The following is a 15,100-nucleotide window of genomic DNA, read 5'->3' as shown; positions in this document are numbered from 1 at the left end:
ATAATTAAATAATTTAACAATCTACCAATGATGCTTTTGGTTTTTAAGATATTGGTAAATTGTGTCACTGATACATTGATAAATTAAAAAAATGGATTTCACTATAAAAACAATGGCAGAATATGCTGCCGAAGGAAAATCTCCTGAAGTTTTGTTTTGGGTTGGTTGCGCAGGAAGTTTTGACGATCGTGCAAAAAAAATCACCAAAGCTTTTTGTAAAATTTTACACAAAATAGGTGTAGAATTTGCTGTTCTAGGTCAGGAAGAATCTTGTACTGGCGATCCGGCAAAACGTGCTGGTAACGAATTTATCTTCCAAATGATGGCATTAACCAACATCGAAATTCTTAATGCTTACGATGTTAAGAAAATTGTAACGGCTTGCCCGCATTGTTTCAATACTTTAAAAAACGAATATCCAAGTCTAGGTGGAAAATTTGAAGTTCTTCATCACACGCAATTCCTTAAGCAATTAATGGAAGAAGGACGTCTAAAAATTGAAGGAGGACAATTCAAAGGGAAAAGAATTACCTTCCACGATCCATGCTATCTAGGTCGCGGTAACGGTGAATATGAAGCGCCAAGAATGCTTTTAGAAAAGCTTGACGCCGAATTGGTAGAGATGAAGCGTTGCAAAACCAACGGACTTTGTTGTGGTGCTGGTGGTGCGCAGATGTTCAAAGAGCCAGAAAAAGGACATAAAGACATCAATGTGGAAAGAACAGAAGAAGCACTTAAAGAAGATCCAAAAGTTATCGCCACAGGTTGTCCATTCTGCAACACCATGATGACCGATGGTGTTAAACACTTCAATAAAAATGAAGAAGTACAAGTTAAAGACATTGTCGAACTTCTTGCCGAAGCTGACGATTTGTAGACTTTAATAAGTTTCAAGATATTATTAAAACTCGGGCTTTGCTTGGGTTTTATTTTTTGTCAATATTAAAACTAAATAATAATTCGTAATTTTATACTTTAATTTTAAAACCATTCTGACATGAAAATTGAAGAATCTAGCATTGTAGAAACCAACGACTACAGAGTCATTATATATCCGGCATCTCGTCCTTTCTCACCAAAAGAAGCAAAAGACATTGCCGAGCGTCTGTACGAATTTTTATCAACTTGGGCTGCACATGGCAAACCGCTGGAAGCGTCTTTCAAGATTGAAAAAAATCAATTCATTGTTGTATGCGTTGATGAAGAAAAAGAAATGGCTTCTGGTTGCAGTATTGATGCTCTAGGAGGACTTATGCGCGAATTCGATAAAGAATATGAGCTTGGACTTTTTGACAGAATGAAAGCTAGCTATGTTGAAAACGGCGAAGTAAAAACTTTGAAACTTCTTGATTTTAAAAACAAAATAAGATCTGGCGAACTTTCTCGTGACATCGAGGTTTTTGATTTTTCTAAAAATACGTATTTAGATTTTTTAAGTCATTTTTTACAGCCACTCAGCAGAAGTTGGGCGCATAATATTTAGTAACATTTGAAAGTTCTTTTTATTTCTTCTTGGTATCCAAATAAATTGGAACCGACCAACGGAAATTTTGTACAACGCCACGCAGAAGCCGTGGCTTTGCAACATCATGTAGAAGTACTTCATGCGATTGGAGATCCTAATCAAAAGGAAAAATATCTATTCGATGAAAAAGTAATCAATGGTCTTAAAACCCTAATCGTTTATTATAAAAATACCAAGAATTCGCTTACCAATTTTAGAAGAAGAATGAAGGCTTACAAATTAGGCTTTCAAACTATGCAAAAACCCGACATTGTCCATGCGAATGTCATGCACAATAACATGCTTTTTGCTGTTCACCTAAAAAAGAAATACAAGATACCATATGTTGTAACAGAGCATTGGACAGCTTTTCAAGAGAATGCAACCGACTCAAGTGGTTATTTTGGGAAAAACATTGCGAAAAAGATAGCAACTAATGCCAATCATATTCTTCCAGTATGCGATCGACTGAAAAGAGGCATTAGAAATATGGGAGTCAAAACGCCAATTTCTATTGTGCCAAATGTTGTTGATACAGACATTTTTTCAAAAAGGAAAATTGAATCTCGGCCTGCCAAATTTTTACATATTTCGAGTTTAACTTACATGAAAAACATACCTGCAATTTTAGACACATTTTTAAAACTACATAATGCAGGTTACAACTTTAGACTTTCAATAGGTGGTGATGGAGATATTAAGCCAATCCTAGAATTCATCAAAAAAAATAATTTAGATTCCAAAATTTCTGTTTTTGGAACATTATCTCACAAAGAAGTTGCTGCAAAAATGCAAGCTTCAGATGCCTTCATCCTTTTCAGTAGATACGAAAATCAGCCTTGTGTGATTAATGAATCAATGAGTGTTGGCCTCTTTGTATTTAGTTCTGATGTTGGAGGAATTTCGGAATTCTTTCCAGAAAAATTTGGCGTCTTAATTCCAAAGGAAAATAACGATATATTTTACGCTACGCTAACACAATATTTAGATAATAAATTAGAAACTGCAAGTATAGAAGAAATGCATACCTATGCCGTCCAAACCTTCGGAAAAGAATCTATTTCGAATCAATTTACTAAAATTTACAACGAGTGCTTTAATCCATGAAAAGCTTCATCCAAGATTTCGTCGCAAAAAAAGGAATTTGGGTTGGCGCATCCTTATTTGTATCCAGAATTTCGTCATTTCTTATAAGTCTTTTTGGAGCGCGAATGTTGACAATGGAGGAGTTTGGGATGGCCACTTTTGCATTAAATTTTTTAGGAATATTTTTAGCAATCTCAGGATTTGGAGCAGCACAAGGTGTTTTAAAATACGGTCCCACAATACATGATCAAAAAGAAAAAGAGCGTTTTTTTTCTTATGCTTTTTCTTATGGATTGATTTACAATTTCGTACTTACCGCAATTATGTTTCTCGTTGCAGGATTTCTGTACTGGGATGAACATTCAAAAATATATCTTATTACCTTATTTCTCATTCGCTTTCTTGGCTTATATCTATCTGAACAGAAAAAAGCAGAGTATCGAGCCAATCTCGATAACGAATCTTATGCTAAACTAGACATTTTTATTTCTGTTTTAAGTTTGATTTTAAGTTTGGCGCTTACTTATTTTTGGCATTTCGAAGGCTTTATTATTAGTTTGGTTATTGCACCTTTCTCGTATCTTTTGTTTGATCGAAAGTTTAATTTAAGTTTTAAAAGCAATCATTTACAGAATTTTAATAAAAAAGAATTTTGGAATTTTTCTTCGACAACGGCTTTAACAACGCAAGTTGGCGAGCTGGTTTTTATCCTTGATATTTTTTTTATTGGCTGGTTGATGACCGATGCCGATGTTGCACATTACAAAGTTAGTACGATGATCCCAATGAATATTTTAGTTTTAGGTTTTATTTTTATGCAAACTGAATATCCAAAACTTTGTCAACATCACAGAGACCGAAAATACCAATACCACTTTGTATTTAATTACTTGAAATTATTTAGCATTGTTGGTGTTGCTATATATTTAGTTGGCTATTTTTTCAGCAAACAAGTTCTAGGAATTTTCGGAAAGCAATATGCAGATACAACAATTTATAACATTCTATTATTGGCGGCAGTTATGTCTTTAATTTTCCGAGTTTTGTTTGTGTACATGCTAGCTTCTATTGGAAAATCTATGTGGAACTTAAAAATCTCCGTATTAATGCTCCTTTTGACTTCAGTTTCATTATACTTAATAATTCCGAAATTTGGGTTAATTGGTGTCGCATACATCACATTTGGCTGTCTTACATTATCCGGCATTCTACCAGCAATTGCTTATTTTTACGAATCAAAAAAACTTTCCTAATGTGCGGTATCACTGGTTATTTTTCAATTAATAAAAAGCTTTCTTCCAAAAATATTTTGGAGATGAATAAAGCTATTGTGCACCGTGGTCCCGATGACGAAGGTTTTTGGCTTGGTGATCTCAACAATGGAAGTTTCTTTTCGGGAACTGATAGCATTTCAGAAATTAAATCAAAACAGACACTTCTTACAGAAGGCGAAAACTCCAATATTGCTGTTGGTTTTAGAAGGCTTTCAATTTTGGATTTATCAGAAAAAGGGCATCAGCCAATGTCAACATCGGATAGTAAATGTATTATTAACTTTAATGGTGAGATTTATAATTTTAAAAAAATCCGTGTCGAACTAGAAAATTTAGGTTATCAATTTTTAAGTCAAACCGACACCGAAGTTATCCTCAACGGCTATCTACATTGGAAAGAAGCGATTTTTGAAAAATTAGATGGTATGTTCGCCATCAGCATCATCGATTTAGAAAGAAAAAAAATATTACTTGCAAGAGATAGAATGGGATTAAAACCACTTTTCTATTCACTAAAAAAAGATGAAAATATTATTTGGGCTTCCGAAATAAAAGCAATATTAAAAGCAGATTGGATAAAACCCGAAATCAACTGGCGTGGTATTTACACTAATTTTCTTTTCCAAACAACCTTGGCTCCTGACACCTGTTTTGAAGAGATTTATTCTTTGAAACCAGCCCATTGGATGTCGATAGACTTAGAGAATTTTGAAACAAAAACCCAATCTTTTTGGGAACTTTCAACTATTAAAAATACAAATATTAGCTCAGAAGAAGCGCAAAAACAAGTTGATCAATTATTAAGGGAAAGCGTCGACGAACAGCTTTTTGCAGATGTGCCTGTGGCAAGTATGATGAGTGGTGGTATCGATTCTACTTTAATAACTGCGAAGTCGAAAGCATTTCATAATGATATTACGGCGTTCACAATTTCGTATAAATTCTCCGATCAAGAAGTCGAAAATGCAAGTTTGGTTGCAAAAACTTTAGAAATACCTCATCTTATAAAAAAAGTTGATGACGAGGAAGTTCTCAACAATTTGAAAGAAAATATTCAGCATTTTGAAGAGCCTTATTGCAGTCTCGAAGTATTAATAAATGCCGCTCAATTTGCAAATCAGAAAGGCTACAAAGTGGTATTAAGTGGTAATGGCGCGGACGAACTTTTTGGCGGTTACGAGCATTCTTTAAAACTTGGAAAATGGCAAAAACTTAAAAAATTCAACTTTGTTAAGAATTTTATTTTTACAAATGATAAATTTTCGCAGAAAGTAAAAAACTATTTTTCGCAAGATTCAATGTTTGATTTCTTCCGTCAAAGTCAATCCGGAATGCGTCCAGCTGAAGCAATGTTAATATTTTCAAACGAGATTAAATCCAAAAATAATTTTAATTTAAACAAATTTCATTTAACGAATAAAGAAAATTACGAAGGTCTATTCGAATACGACATAGCCTATTCTTTATCGTCACATCATGTTTTTAGAGACGATCTTAGCGCCATGAAATATGGCATCGAATTTCGCTATCCATATCTAAGTAACAAATTGATAGATTATGTTGCGCAATTGCCTATCAATATTCGTTATAACGGCATTATCAATAAACCTTTATTAAGAAAAGTAGCACAAAATTTTCTTCCAAAAGAAGTTTTAGAAATGCCCAAAAAAGGATTTAGTTTTCCACTTGCCTATTTTATTCAATCCAATGATAAAGCTAAAAATTTTGTTTCGGAAAATTTAAAAAATCTAAAAAAACGTGGTTTCTTTAATTCTGAAATTATTGATAAATGGCAACAAGAAGCGCAAGAACCAATGGATTATGTAAGGCTTTGGCAACTTGTCACTTTCGAATTATGGTATCAAAAATATTTTGAAAACTAAGTTATTCGTTGATATCTTTTTATCTTTGTCGTGATGAAACAAAAAATATCAATTTTTCTTATCGCCATTTTTAGTCTTTTGGCTTGTCGTCAAGATGAAGAATCTATCCAACAGATTGACCAAGTCCTTAATATCTATGTTAAAAATGCAGATGGTAAAGACTTACTAAAACCAAAAATTGCTGGCAACTACACGAGTGTTGCTTTGCTAGATTTATTGGCTGATACAGATCAAAAACCTGTTAATTCTTCGATTTTAATAAACAGCGATTCCATCCGCTATGTCGAATATGTGGCTGGTGCAACGCGCTTGATAAAAGATTCGATCAATCCAGATTCCAAAAGTTATTATTCGAGCATGATTATGCGTTTCACAAAAATGAATGATAAAACGCCAGTTATCGATGACGACACCATCAGAATCGAATACAATTGGACGCCACAAAAATTTGAAGTTTCCAAAATGTGGCATTCTAACAAATTAGTCTTCACAAAAACTGACACTCAACCGAATATTGTCAACATCGTGAAATAAAAATCACTAATTTTGCAATCTTAACTGATGTTTTAGGTTTTTTTAAATCATTTTTTTTAAACAGAAAACATCAACAACATCAATATACTAACAACAAAATTATGTTACAAGTTAATTTTTTACGCGATGAAAAGGAGCGCGTTATTGAAGGTTTAAAGAAACGTCATTTCAAAAATCTAGAATTGGTAGATGCTGCCATTTCCGCAGACGACAACAGAAAAAAACTTCAGTTCGACCTTGACTCCCAACTTGCTGAAATGAACAAAATTTCGAAAGAAATTGGCATCATGATGAAAGAAGGTAGAAAAGACGACGCCGAAGCTGCTAAATCTCAAACAGCGCAGTACAAAGAATCGAGTAAAGAATTACAACAACAACTTAATGACGCCGAAAAAGCTTTGTTAGATATTCTTTATCAAATCCCGAACATCCCTTACGAAAAGGTTGTTGCTGGTATTTCTGCTGACGACAACGAAAATATCTTCCAATCAACACCCGTTGAAGGACTTGGAGAAGGCGCAATTCCGCATTGGGAACTGGCGAAGAAATACAACCTCATCGATTTTGAATTAGGTGTTAAAATCGCTGGCGCTGGCTTCCCTGTTTATCTTGGAAAAGGAGCTAGATTGCAACGTGCTTTGGTACAATATTTCTTGGACAAAAACACTGATGCCGGATATCTGGAAGTTAATCCGCCACATGTTGTTAACGAAGCTTCTGGCTACGGAACGGGACAATTACCAGATAAAGAAGGTCAAATGTATTATATCGGTGCAGATGATTTGTATCTTATCCCAACAGCTGAAGTGCCTGTAACCAATATCTACCGCGATGTTATCTTGGATGAGAAAGAGCTTCCTATTAAAAACACAGCGTTTTCGCAATGTTACAGAAGAGAAGCTGGAAGTTATGGTGCGCATGTTAGAGGTCTTAACCGTCTTCACCAGTTCGAAAAGGTAGAAATCGTTAGAATTGAAAAGCCTGAAAATTCTTATGCTGTTCTTGAAGAAATGGTAGAGCACATCAAATCTATTCTTGAAGATCTTGAATTGCCTTACAGAATTTTGAGACTTTGTGGTGGCGACACTGGTTTTTCAGCTGCAATGACTTATGATTTTGAAGTTTGGAGTGCGGCACAAGAGAAATGGCTAGAAGTAAGTTCTGTTTCGAATTTTGAAACCTTCCAAGCAAACAGACTTAAATGTCGTTATAAAGCGGATGGAAAAACGCAATTGGTGCATACACTAAACGGTTCTGCAATGGCTCTTCCAAGAATTATGGCGGCTTTGTTGGAAAACAACCAAACACCTGAAGGCATCAGACTTCCAAAGAAAATTGCTGAATATGCAAGATTTGAATTGATTAATTAGTCTTAAAAGATAAATTATAATGAAAGGCGAACATTTTAGAATGTTCGCCTTTTTATGTGCTATTCTTGTGCAGCCCGGCTTGAGCGGAAATCCTTTTGTCATGACGAAGCATGAGGAATGACAAAAGATTGGGAGCGGAAGACGGAACTAGCTGCCCAAAAAATTAGTACTCCATCTTGCGAAGTTTGGGAGAAGTGGATCCTATAAATGCTGCCGTTGCAAAGGTTAACGCACCACCGATAACCACGGATCTGGCAACACCAAAAATCTTTGCCATCACACCGCTTTCAAATTGTCCTAGCTCGTTACTCGACATTATAAAAATTGAATTAACGCTCATCACACGACCGCGCAATTCGTCAGGTGTTTTGAGTTGTACAATGGTTCCGCGAATAACAACGCTGATGCCGTCTAGCATTCCGCTAAGCATTAGAAAACAAAATGACAGCCAATATAACTCCGACAAACCAAATCCAATAATACATAAGCCAAAACCTGCCGCAACTGCTAACAGAATGTTACCTTGATTGCGTTTTAAAGGAACAATAGACAAGAACATAATAACGCACATCGATCCAATATCCGACGCGGCATTTAACAATCCAAAACCTTCGGAACCGACTTTGAGAATGTCGCTTGCAAAAACGGGAATCATCGCCACTGCGCCACCAAACAGCACCGCGAACATATCGAGCATTTGTGCGCCAAGAATCTCTTTAGTTCGGACAATAAAAGAAAGACCTTCCTTGATGCTTTTCCATACTTTTGGTTGCTCTTCGTGCTTCACTAGTGGTTCCTGTTTGTTAAGACTCCAGAAGAAAAAAGACGCGATAATCATACTACAGATGATAACAACCAAAGTATATTTGATGGTAATCAAAGCAATTAAAAAACCGCCAATGGCATGTCCTGAAACCGACGCCGTTAAAAACGTTGCTTGATTCATGGTGACTGCATAAGGAAGGTTTTCCATTTTCACGATTTTGGGAATCATAGATGGAACAAGCGGTCCTAAGAACGCGCGACAAATCCCTGTGACGAATATAATTCCGTAAATAAAATAGGTAATTTCGTGCCCTGTAAAATGAAATTTGTGTCCTAAAAATGCTGGAATCAATAGAAAACTTATCATCACGACGTAAGCGTAGTTACACATTAAGAGTAGTTTTTTCTTTTCAGAATTATCGATTACGTGGCCAGCATACAGCGCACTTCCTACTGCAGGAATAACTTCCGAAAGCCCTATTAAACCTATCGACAAAGGATCTTTCGTCAATTGATAAACCCACCAACCAAGTACTGTCGCCAACATCCGGAAGGCTATAATCAAAAAGAATCTTCCCGAAAGAAGATTTCTGTATTCTTGGTTTTTTAAAACCTTTAATGGTTCAAATGAAATCATTTAACAAAGAAAAATATTTAAGTTAAATCTCGAATTGATTTAGATTAAGAAAAATATATATTCACTATTTTAATCTGAATAGTGATAGCCTAAACCACGCCCAATTTCTGCCATACCATTAAGTAAGTATACCATTCCGCCAATAAATCCGCCAACGCCAACTAGCAACGCTGCGGTACCAACAGGACTATCTTTTTTAATCAACCTAATATCCTTTTTCGCTATTGCAAAATTCTCTTTACGACGAATCCCGAAAATACTGTCTTTCTCAACACTTGTCACAGCCATTTTAAATTCGCCATTCGAAAAAGTTTTAAAATGATATTTGGATCCGGCTTTGACTTCCAAAAAATTATTCCCCCACTCCTGCTTATACTTTATCGTTCTACAAGCGCTTAACAACAAACAAACTATAACTAAAATCGGAAATATTTTTTTCATAAGCTTAGAGTTTTTCTAGAAAGTCAGCAATTTTTCTATCATTCGCTAATCTAGGAATTTTATTCTGACCTCCAAGCTTACCTTCGGATTTTGCATAATCTTGAAAAGCATTCTTTTTTAAACTTTTAATTTTTAAAACTTGAAGAATATTTCCTGAAATTAAATCATCGTAATAGGTATTTCGTTGTCTTAATTGTTGATCCAACTCTACACGAAATTTTTCTAAATCATTTGGTTCTTTAGCAAACTCGATAAACCATTCGTGATATGGCAATCCTTCTTCAGGATTAACTTGTGGCGCCAAATGAAATTCTGTAATCTGACACGGAAATTTCTCAACCGTCGCCTTCATGGCTTCTTCAACTTCATAAGCAATAACGTGTTCACCAAATGCAGACGTAAAATGTTTGGTCCTTCCACTCACCAAAACACGATGCGGATTTTTGGCAATAAATCTCACAACATCGCCAATCGAATATGCCCAAAGTCCCGAATTGGTTGTCAAAATCATTGCATAATCTTTATTAAGTTCTACCTCGCCTATTGTCAAACGTCGCGCATCTGGTTTTCCAAATTCTTCCAAAGGGACAAATTCGAAGAAAATTCCGTGATTGGTCAATAGCAAAAGACCTTCCTTTTGATAATCATCTTGAAATGCAAAAAAACCTTCGGAAGCTGGAAAAGTTTGTACAATGTCAACTGGCTTTCCTAACAAATCATTCATCTTTTCGCGATAAGGTTCGTAGTTAACGCCGCCAGTAATAATCAATTGAAGATTCGGGAAAATTTGGGTAATTTTCTTGTTATGTTTTTCTGTCAGTTTTTCAAAATACATAATCAACCAAGGCGGAATCCCAGAAATCAACGTCATATTTTGAGTTTCGGTTTCTTCAACAATTTTATCAACCTTGGTTTCCCAATCTTCGATGCAATTGGTTTCCCAACTCGGCAAACGACTTTTTTGTAAATAATTGGGAATATGATGTGCAACAATCCCAGAAAGTCGTCCGGTTTTAACGCCGTTAACTTCTTCCAATTCAGGTGAACCTTGTAGGAAAATCATTTTACCGTTGACGAAATCGGCGTTTCCTTTTTGTGCGATGTAATGAAATATTGCGCTTTGCGCCGCAGCAACTTGATATGGCATTCCTTCTTTGGAAATCGGAATATACTTAGCTCCAGACGTTGTACCAGAAGTTTTAGCAAAATATTCAGGAAGATCTGGCCAAAGAATTTTGGCTTGACCGCGTTTTACTTTTTCGATGTAAGGTTTCAGATCTTCGTAATCTGAAATAGGAACAAGTTTTTGAAAATCCGCGATGGACTTAATATTTTCGAACTGATGCTCGCGGCCGAATAATGTTTTTTCGGCAGTTTTGACCAAATCTAAAAGAAGTGCTTCTTGGTCTTTCGCCGCATTATTTTTAAAAGCTTGGGTTTTGGCAACATGTTTTTTTGCCCAGACTTTGGCAATATTTTTCTTGATAAAATTTAGCATTGATAAAATTTTCAATGCTCAAATTTATTGAGATTAATTAAGATTATTAGATTAAATATAAAATTGTTTTGTGAAAGAGATTTTGTAATAATTCGAAATTTGAGATTTGAGATTCTAATTGATGATAAGGCTCTCTCAGTCTGAAACTTTGAAAGCTTTGTATTTTTTCCACGAGACTGTCGCAGCCCGACCTGAGTGGAGCTCATTTTTTTGGCTTGGCTAAGGCTTGAAAAAAAATAGCGGGAACGGAGGGCGGAAATGCTGCCCCAAATAAAAATAAAAAGTACTGAGCATCAAATATTTGAAAAAAGTGAAATAAATATTGTGCTTGTTAAATAAATTGTCTACTTTTGCACCTCGAATAATTATATAAAAATCATAAACAATGTTTGCAATTGTAGAAATAGCAGGGCTTCAATATAAAGTTGAGCAAGACCAAAAGTTGTTTGTAAACCGTCTAGCAGGAGAAAAAGGATCAAAAGTATCTTTTGATAAAGTTCTTATGACTGTTAACGGAGCAGTAACTGTTGGCGCCCCAGCTGTAAGCGGTATCGCTGTAGAAGTAGAAATCCTTGACCACGTTCAGGCTGACAAAGTAATCATTTTCAAAAAGAAAAGAAGAAAAGGTTATGCTAAGAAAAACGGTCATAGACAACAATTAACTCAAATCCAAGTTGTTTCTATCACTGGTTTTGATGCAGCTAAACCAAAGGCTAAAAAAGAATCTAAAGCGACTGAAGCTGCAGAAGAAAAAGCGCCTAAAGCTAAAAAGACTACTAAAAAAGAGGAGTCTGCTGAGTAATTAATTAATACCCAAAAAACATTAAAGTAAGATGGCACATAAGAAAGGGGTTGGTAGCTCCAAAAACGGTAGAGAATCTCACTCTAAGAGATTAGGTGTTAAAATCTTCGGTGGTCAAGAAGCTATCGCTGGTAACATCATCGTAAGACAAAGAGGTACGCAACACCACCCAGGTGAAAACGTAGGTATCGGTAAAGATCATACTTTGTTCGCTCTAGTTGACGGAAAAGTTGTTTTTACAAAAAAAGCAAATAATAGATCTTTCGTATCTATCGAAGTTAATGCTTAATTCTTAGCATTTGAACAATATAAAAACCCAATCTTCGGATTGGGTTTTTTGTTTTTTTTTGAGAACTAAAAAAGACCTAATAATTTGTTAGGTCTTTTGGTTAATTTAATATAAAAATTTATCCAGCTAGATAATCTTCCATTTTGCTGCGGAGTTTGTACCAATCTTTTGGTTGAATGCCGCCACTTTCGAAGCGGACGAAAACGATAAATTAGCTTTCTTCAAAAAAAGCTATTAACAATATATTCTTTAGTTAAAAACAAAATGATATAAAGAAAACCATCGAAAACGATAGCTTCATTTCATCAAGTTGTTAATCTTGGCTGAATAAGTTTTGCAACCGTCGCTGTCCACCCCGTTTGATGCGAAGCGCCGACGCCACGACCATTATCGCCATGGAAATATTCGTAAAACAAAATATAATCTTTAAAATTAGGATCTTGATTCATCTTTTCGTTTCCACCATTAAAAGCACGATTTCCGTTTTCATCTTTTAAGAAGATACTGCAAAGTCGGCGTGACAGATCTTTAGAAATCTCATCAAGATTACGTTCTACTCCACTTCCTTTAGGATATTCGATTTTCAAACTATCACCATAGAAAAAGTGAAAACGCTGCAAGCTTTCCACAATCAGGAAATTAATCGGAAACCAAATCGGTCCTCGCCAGTTGCTATTTCCACCAAACATTCGGCTGTCACTTTCGGCAGGCGTATAATACACCACATAATCGTGACCTCCAACATTGAAACTAAAAGGCGTGTTTTCATAAATTTTCGACAAAGCACGAATCCCATAATCACTCAAAAACTCAGCTTCATCGACCATTCTGTTTAAGACTTTAGTCAAACGAGTTTTGCGCATAATGCTCATAAAATGTTTGTTACCTTCACCTTCCACATACCATTGCGACACCAACTTAGTCAAATCAGTTTTGTTGCGTAACACCCAATCCATTCGTTTTTTAAAATTCGGCAATTTCTCCAAAAGGCTATGTTCGATAACCTCAACAGCGAACATTGGGATAAGCCCAACGATGCTTCGTAACTTTAAATTGACGCTATTTCCGTCTGACAATTTTAACAAATCATAGAAGAAACCATCTTCCTCATTCCAAAGTCCAATATTATCTTCACCCAAATTCTCCATCGCTTCGGCAATGTATAAGAAGTGTTCAAAAAACTTAATCGCCATATCTTCGTAGACAGGATTGTATGTCGCCAACTCCATCGCGATGCGCATCATGTTAAGCGCATACATCGCCATCCAACTTGTACCATCGGCTTGCTCCAAAGTTTGACCAGCATCCAATTCCATATTGCGGTCAAAAGCACCAATGTTATCAAGACCTAGGAAACCGCCACCAAAAATATTATTGCCTTTAACGTCTTTTCGGTTAACCCACCAAGTAAAATTGAGTAGCAACTTCTGGAACACATTTTCTAAGAAAAACAAATCTGCTTTACCATTATGTTTTTCATCGATTTTAAAAACCCTGAAAGTCGCCCAAGCATGTACGGGCGGATTAACATCGCTAAAATTCCATTCGTAGGCTGGCTGTTGTCCGTTCGGATGTAGATTCCATTCTTTGGTCAAAAGCATCAATTGATTTTTCGCAAAAGCTGCATCTATCAGACTAAAACTCACACAATGAAATGCCAAATCCCAAGTCGCGTACCACGGATACTCCCATTTATCAGGCATCGAAATAATATCTTTATTATGAAGATGCTGCCAATCGACATTTCTTACAAAACCTTGTCGTTCTACAGGATGGTTAGGATCGCCTTTTAGCCATTTTCCAACATTGTAATGATAGAATTGTTTATTCCAAAGAAGTCCTGCAAACGCTTGTCGTTGCACATTTTTTTCGTCCTCGTCTTTTACGTCTTGCTGAATGCCTGCGTAGAAATCATTCGCTTCTTGAATTCGATGATTGATCTGATCTTCAAAATCCCAAAATGCATCATCCATAATATGTGGCGATAATCGAAATTCAAAAGTTTTATTGCCTTTCGCAGGAATCATCTCCTCACATCGAAAAGCCGATTTTGTCCCAACTCGATTTGGATTAACAGAAGTTCCGCCGCGTAAAACATAATCGTTAATACCGTCTTTATAAAACTTACCAGTTGTAACTTCACCGAAAAGTTTCGGTCTATTGGTTTCATTATCACAAAAAAGAGGTTCTACGTTGCGACTTCTCGAGTACAATTTCTTTATTGACAAACTATCATGATGAACATCGATTTCTGCATCTTTCGAAAAACCTAGATTTGGCTTATAAGTATTATAACCCCAGGACCAGTTATTGCGATACCAAAGCGTCGGCAGCACCACCAAAGGCGCATCCTTGTCGCTTCTATTATGGACATCAACTCTGATCAAAAAATCATCTTCTCCAACTTTCGCATATTCAATAAAAATATCAAAATAAGCATCTTTGTCAAAAACGCCAGTGTCAAAAATCTCATATTCCATTTCCTTGTTAGATCGTTGGGCATTGGTCGCCACCAAATCATAGTACGGAAAAGCATTTATCGGATATTTGTACACCATTTTCATATAGCTGTGCGACGGCGTATTGTCAATATAGTAGAAAATCTCTTTAATATCTTCGCCGTGGTTACCTTCGTAATTGCTTAGCCCAAAGAAGCGTTCTTTGATCATTTTGTCATTTTTATTCCAAAACGAAAGCGCAAAACACAACATTTGCTTATCGTCAGAAATTCCCGCAATTCCTTCTTCCGCCCAACGATAAGTCCAACTTTCGGCGCGATCATGCGTTGTATAACCCCATGCATCGCCATTGCTACTATAATCTTCTCGCACATTTCCCCATTGGCGGTGGCTCACATACGGCCCCCACTTTTTCCAATTTGGATTATTGAGTTTATCTTGTTCTGTCATATAATTTTATTTCTGAAGCATTTCAGATTCATTTTTAGGAGCATCGAGATTATTGAATTCTTAGACATCAAATCCCGCTGTCACTACTCGCTATTATATTTTTAAAAA

Annotated in this window: 13 protein-coding genes; 9 read left to right on the top strand and 4 right to left on the bottom strand. The window is 35.8% G+C overall.

All coding sequences use genetic code 11. From position 1 onward, the window contains the following. Positions 1–91: 91 nt before the first annotated feature. The 7 genes from AC23MB_RS01880 (at position 92) to serS (ending at position 7,651) form a co-directional block, all read left to right on the top strand. Positions 92–877 (top strand): (Fe-S)-binding protein, encoded by a 786-nt coding sequence (locus AC23MB_RS01880; RefSeq protein WP_487786397.1) that lies wholly within the window; start codon positions 92–94, stop codon positions 875–877. Between the two features lie 120 nt (positions 878–997). Further along, a complete protein-coding gene (locus tag AC23MB_RS01875) occupies positions 998–1,483 on the top strand; it encodes a hypothetical protein (RefSeq protein ID WP_409507854.1) in 486 nt (161 codons plus the stop codon). 6 nt (positions 1,484–1,489) lie between these two features. Then, positions 1,490–2,611 carry a glycosyltransferase gene (locus AC23MB_RS01870; RefSeq protein ID WP_487786396.1) on the top strand — a complete coding sequence of 374 codons (1,122 nt, stop codon included), beginning with the start codon at positions 1,490–1,492 and terminating at the stop codon, positions 2,609–2,611. Then, the gene (locus AC23MB_RS01865) at positions 2,608–3,843 is read left to right on the top strand and encodes an oligosaccharide flippase family protein (RefSeq protein WP_487786395.1); all 1,236 of its coding nucleotides are present in this window, start codon (positions 2,608–2,610) and stop codon (positions 3,841–3,843) included. The genes AC23MB_RS01870 and AC23MB_RS01865 overlap by 4 nt, the downstream gene beginning before the upstream one ends. Beyond that, positions 3,843–5,747 carry an asparagine synthase (glutamine-hydrolyzing) gene (gene asnB, locus AC23MB_RS01860; protein ID WP_487786394.1) on the top strand — a complete coding sequence of 635 codons (1,905 nt, stop codon included), beginning with the start codon at positions 3,843–3,845 and terminating at the stop codon, positions 5,745–5,747. The genes AC23MB_RS01865 and asnB overlap by 1 nt, the downstream gene beginning before the upstream one ends. A gap of 33 nt (positions 5,748–5,780) precedes the next feature. Further along, positions 5,781–6,281 (top strand): hypothetical protein, encoded by a 501-nt coding sequence (locus AC23MB_RS01855; protein ID WP_487786393.1) that lies wholly within the window; start codon positions 5,781–5,783, stop codon positions 6,279–6,281. A 101-nt stretch (positions 6,282–6,382) separates the two neighbouring features. Then, positions 6,383–7,651, top strand: coding sequence for a serine--tRNA ligase (gene serS / locus AC23MB_RS01850; protein WP_487786392.1), 1,269 nt, complete (start codon positions 6,383–6,385; stop codon positions 7,649–7,651). Positions 7,652–7,814: 163 nt separating this feature from the next. Here the strand turns inward: serS and AC23MB_RS01845 are convergent, their stop codons facing one another. The 3 genes from AC23MB_RS01845 to AC23MB_RS01835 all read right to left on the bottom strand — a co-directional run bounded on the left by AC23MB_RS01845 (position 7,815) and on the right by AC23MB_RS01835 (position 10,992). Next, positions 7,815–9,053 (bottom strand): MFS transporter, encoded by a 1,239-nt coding sequence (locus tag AC23MB_RS01845; protein WP_487786391.1) that lies wholly within the window; start codon positions 9,051–9,053, stop codon positions 7,815–7,817. 69 nt (positions 9,054–9,122) lie between these two features. Then, on the bottom strand, positions 9,123–9,494 hold the full coding sequence (locus AC23MB_RS01840) for a hypothetical protein (protein ID WP_312323302.1): 372 nt from the start codon (positions 9,492–9,494) through the stop codon (positions 9,123–9,125). 4 nt (positions 9,495–9,498) lie between these two features. Next, positions 9,499–10,992 (bottom strand): GH3 auxin-responsive promoter family protein, encoded by a 1,494-nt coding sequence (locus AC23MB_RS01835; RefSeq protein WP_487786390.1) that lies wholly within the window; start codon positions 10,990–10,992, stop codon positions 9,499–9,501. 385 nt (positions 10,993–11,377) lie between these two features. Between AC23MB_RS01835 and rplU the strand changes: the two genes are divergently transcribed. Continuing rightward, positions 11,378–11,794: a 50S ribosomal protein L21 gene (gene rplU, locus AC23MB_RS01830; RefSeq protein ID WP_300675738.1), complete on the top strand. Its 417-nt coding sequence runs from the start codon at positions 11,378–11,380 to the stop codon at positions 11,792–11,794. A gap of 31 nt (positions 11,795–11,825) precedes the next feature. Beyond that, on the top strand, positions 11,826–12,083 hold the full coding sequence (rpmA, locus tag AC23MB_RS01825) for a 50S ribosomal protein L27 (RefSeq protein ID WP_312323300.1): 258 nt from the start codon (positions 11,826–11,828) through the stop codon (positions 12,081–12,083). A 305-nt stretch (positions 12,084–12,388) separates the two neighbouring features. Here the strand turns inward: rpmA and AC23MB_RS01820 are convergent, their stop codons facing one another. Beyond that, positions 12,389–14,992 carry an MGH1-like glycoside hydrolase domain-containing protein gene (locus AC23MB_RS01820; protein WP_487786389.1) on the bottom strand — a complete coding sequence of 868 codons (2,604 nt, stop codon included), beginning with the start codon at positions 14,990–14,992 and terminating at the stop codon, positions 12,389–12,391. Positions 14,993–15,100: the final 108 nt, after the last annotated feature.

Source organism: Soonwooa sp. T0.1_25 (assembly GCF_057652215.1).
The sequence above is the reverse complement of the archived record's forward strand: the minus strand, read 5'-3'. Positions and strand labels throughout refer to the sequence as shown.

Bases quoted from the DNA above. Each gene is read 5' to 3' on its own strand.
- AC23MB_RS01880 (WP_487786397.1), top strand. From the start codon at position 92: ATGGATTTCACTATAAAAACAATGGCAGAATATGCTGCCGAAGGAAAA.
- AC23MB_RS01875 (WP_409507854.1), top strand. From the start codon at position 998: ATGAAAATTGAAGAATCTAGCATTGTAGAAACCAACGACTACAGAGTC.
- AC23MB_RS01865 (WP_487786395.1), top strand. From the start codon at position 2,608: ATGAAAAGCTTCATCCAAGATTTCGTCGCAAAAAAAGGAATTTGGGTT.
- asnB (WP_487786394.1), top strand. From the start codon at position 3,843: ATGTGCGGTATCACTGGTTATTTTTCAATTAATAAAAAGCTTTCTTCC.
- AC23MB_RS01855 (WP_487786393.1), top strand. From the start codon at position 5,781: ATGAAACAAAAAATATCAATTTTTCTTATCGCCATTTTTAGTCTTTTG.
- serS (WP_487786392.1), top strand. From the start codon at position 6,383: ATGTTACAAGTTAATTTTTTACGCGATGAAAAGGAGCGCGTTATTGAA.
- AC23MB_RS01845 (WP_487786391.1), bottom strand. From the start codon at position 9,053: ATGATTTCATTTGAACCATTAAAGGTTTTAAAAAACCAAGAATACAGA.
- AC23MB_RS01840 (WP_312323302.1), bottom strand. From the start codon at position 9,494: ATGAAAAAAATATTTCCGATTTTAGTTATAGTTTGTTTGTTGTTAAGC.
- AC23MB_RS01835 (WP_487786390.1), bottom strand. From the start codon at position 10,992: ATGCTAAATTTTATCAAGAAAAATATTGCCAAAGTCTGGGCAAAAAAA.
- rplU (WP_300675738.1), top strand. From the start codon at position 11,378: ATGTTTGCAATTGTAGAAATAGCAGGGCTTCAATATAAAGTTGAGCAA.
- rpmA (WP_312323300.1), top strand. From the start codon at position 11,826: ATGGCACATAAGAAAGGGGTTGGTAGCTCCAAAAACGGTAGAGAATCT.
- AC23MB_RS01820 (WP_487786389.1), bottom strand. From the start codon at position 14,992: ATGACAGAACAAGATAAACTCAATAATCCAAATTGGAAAAAGTGGGGG.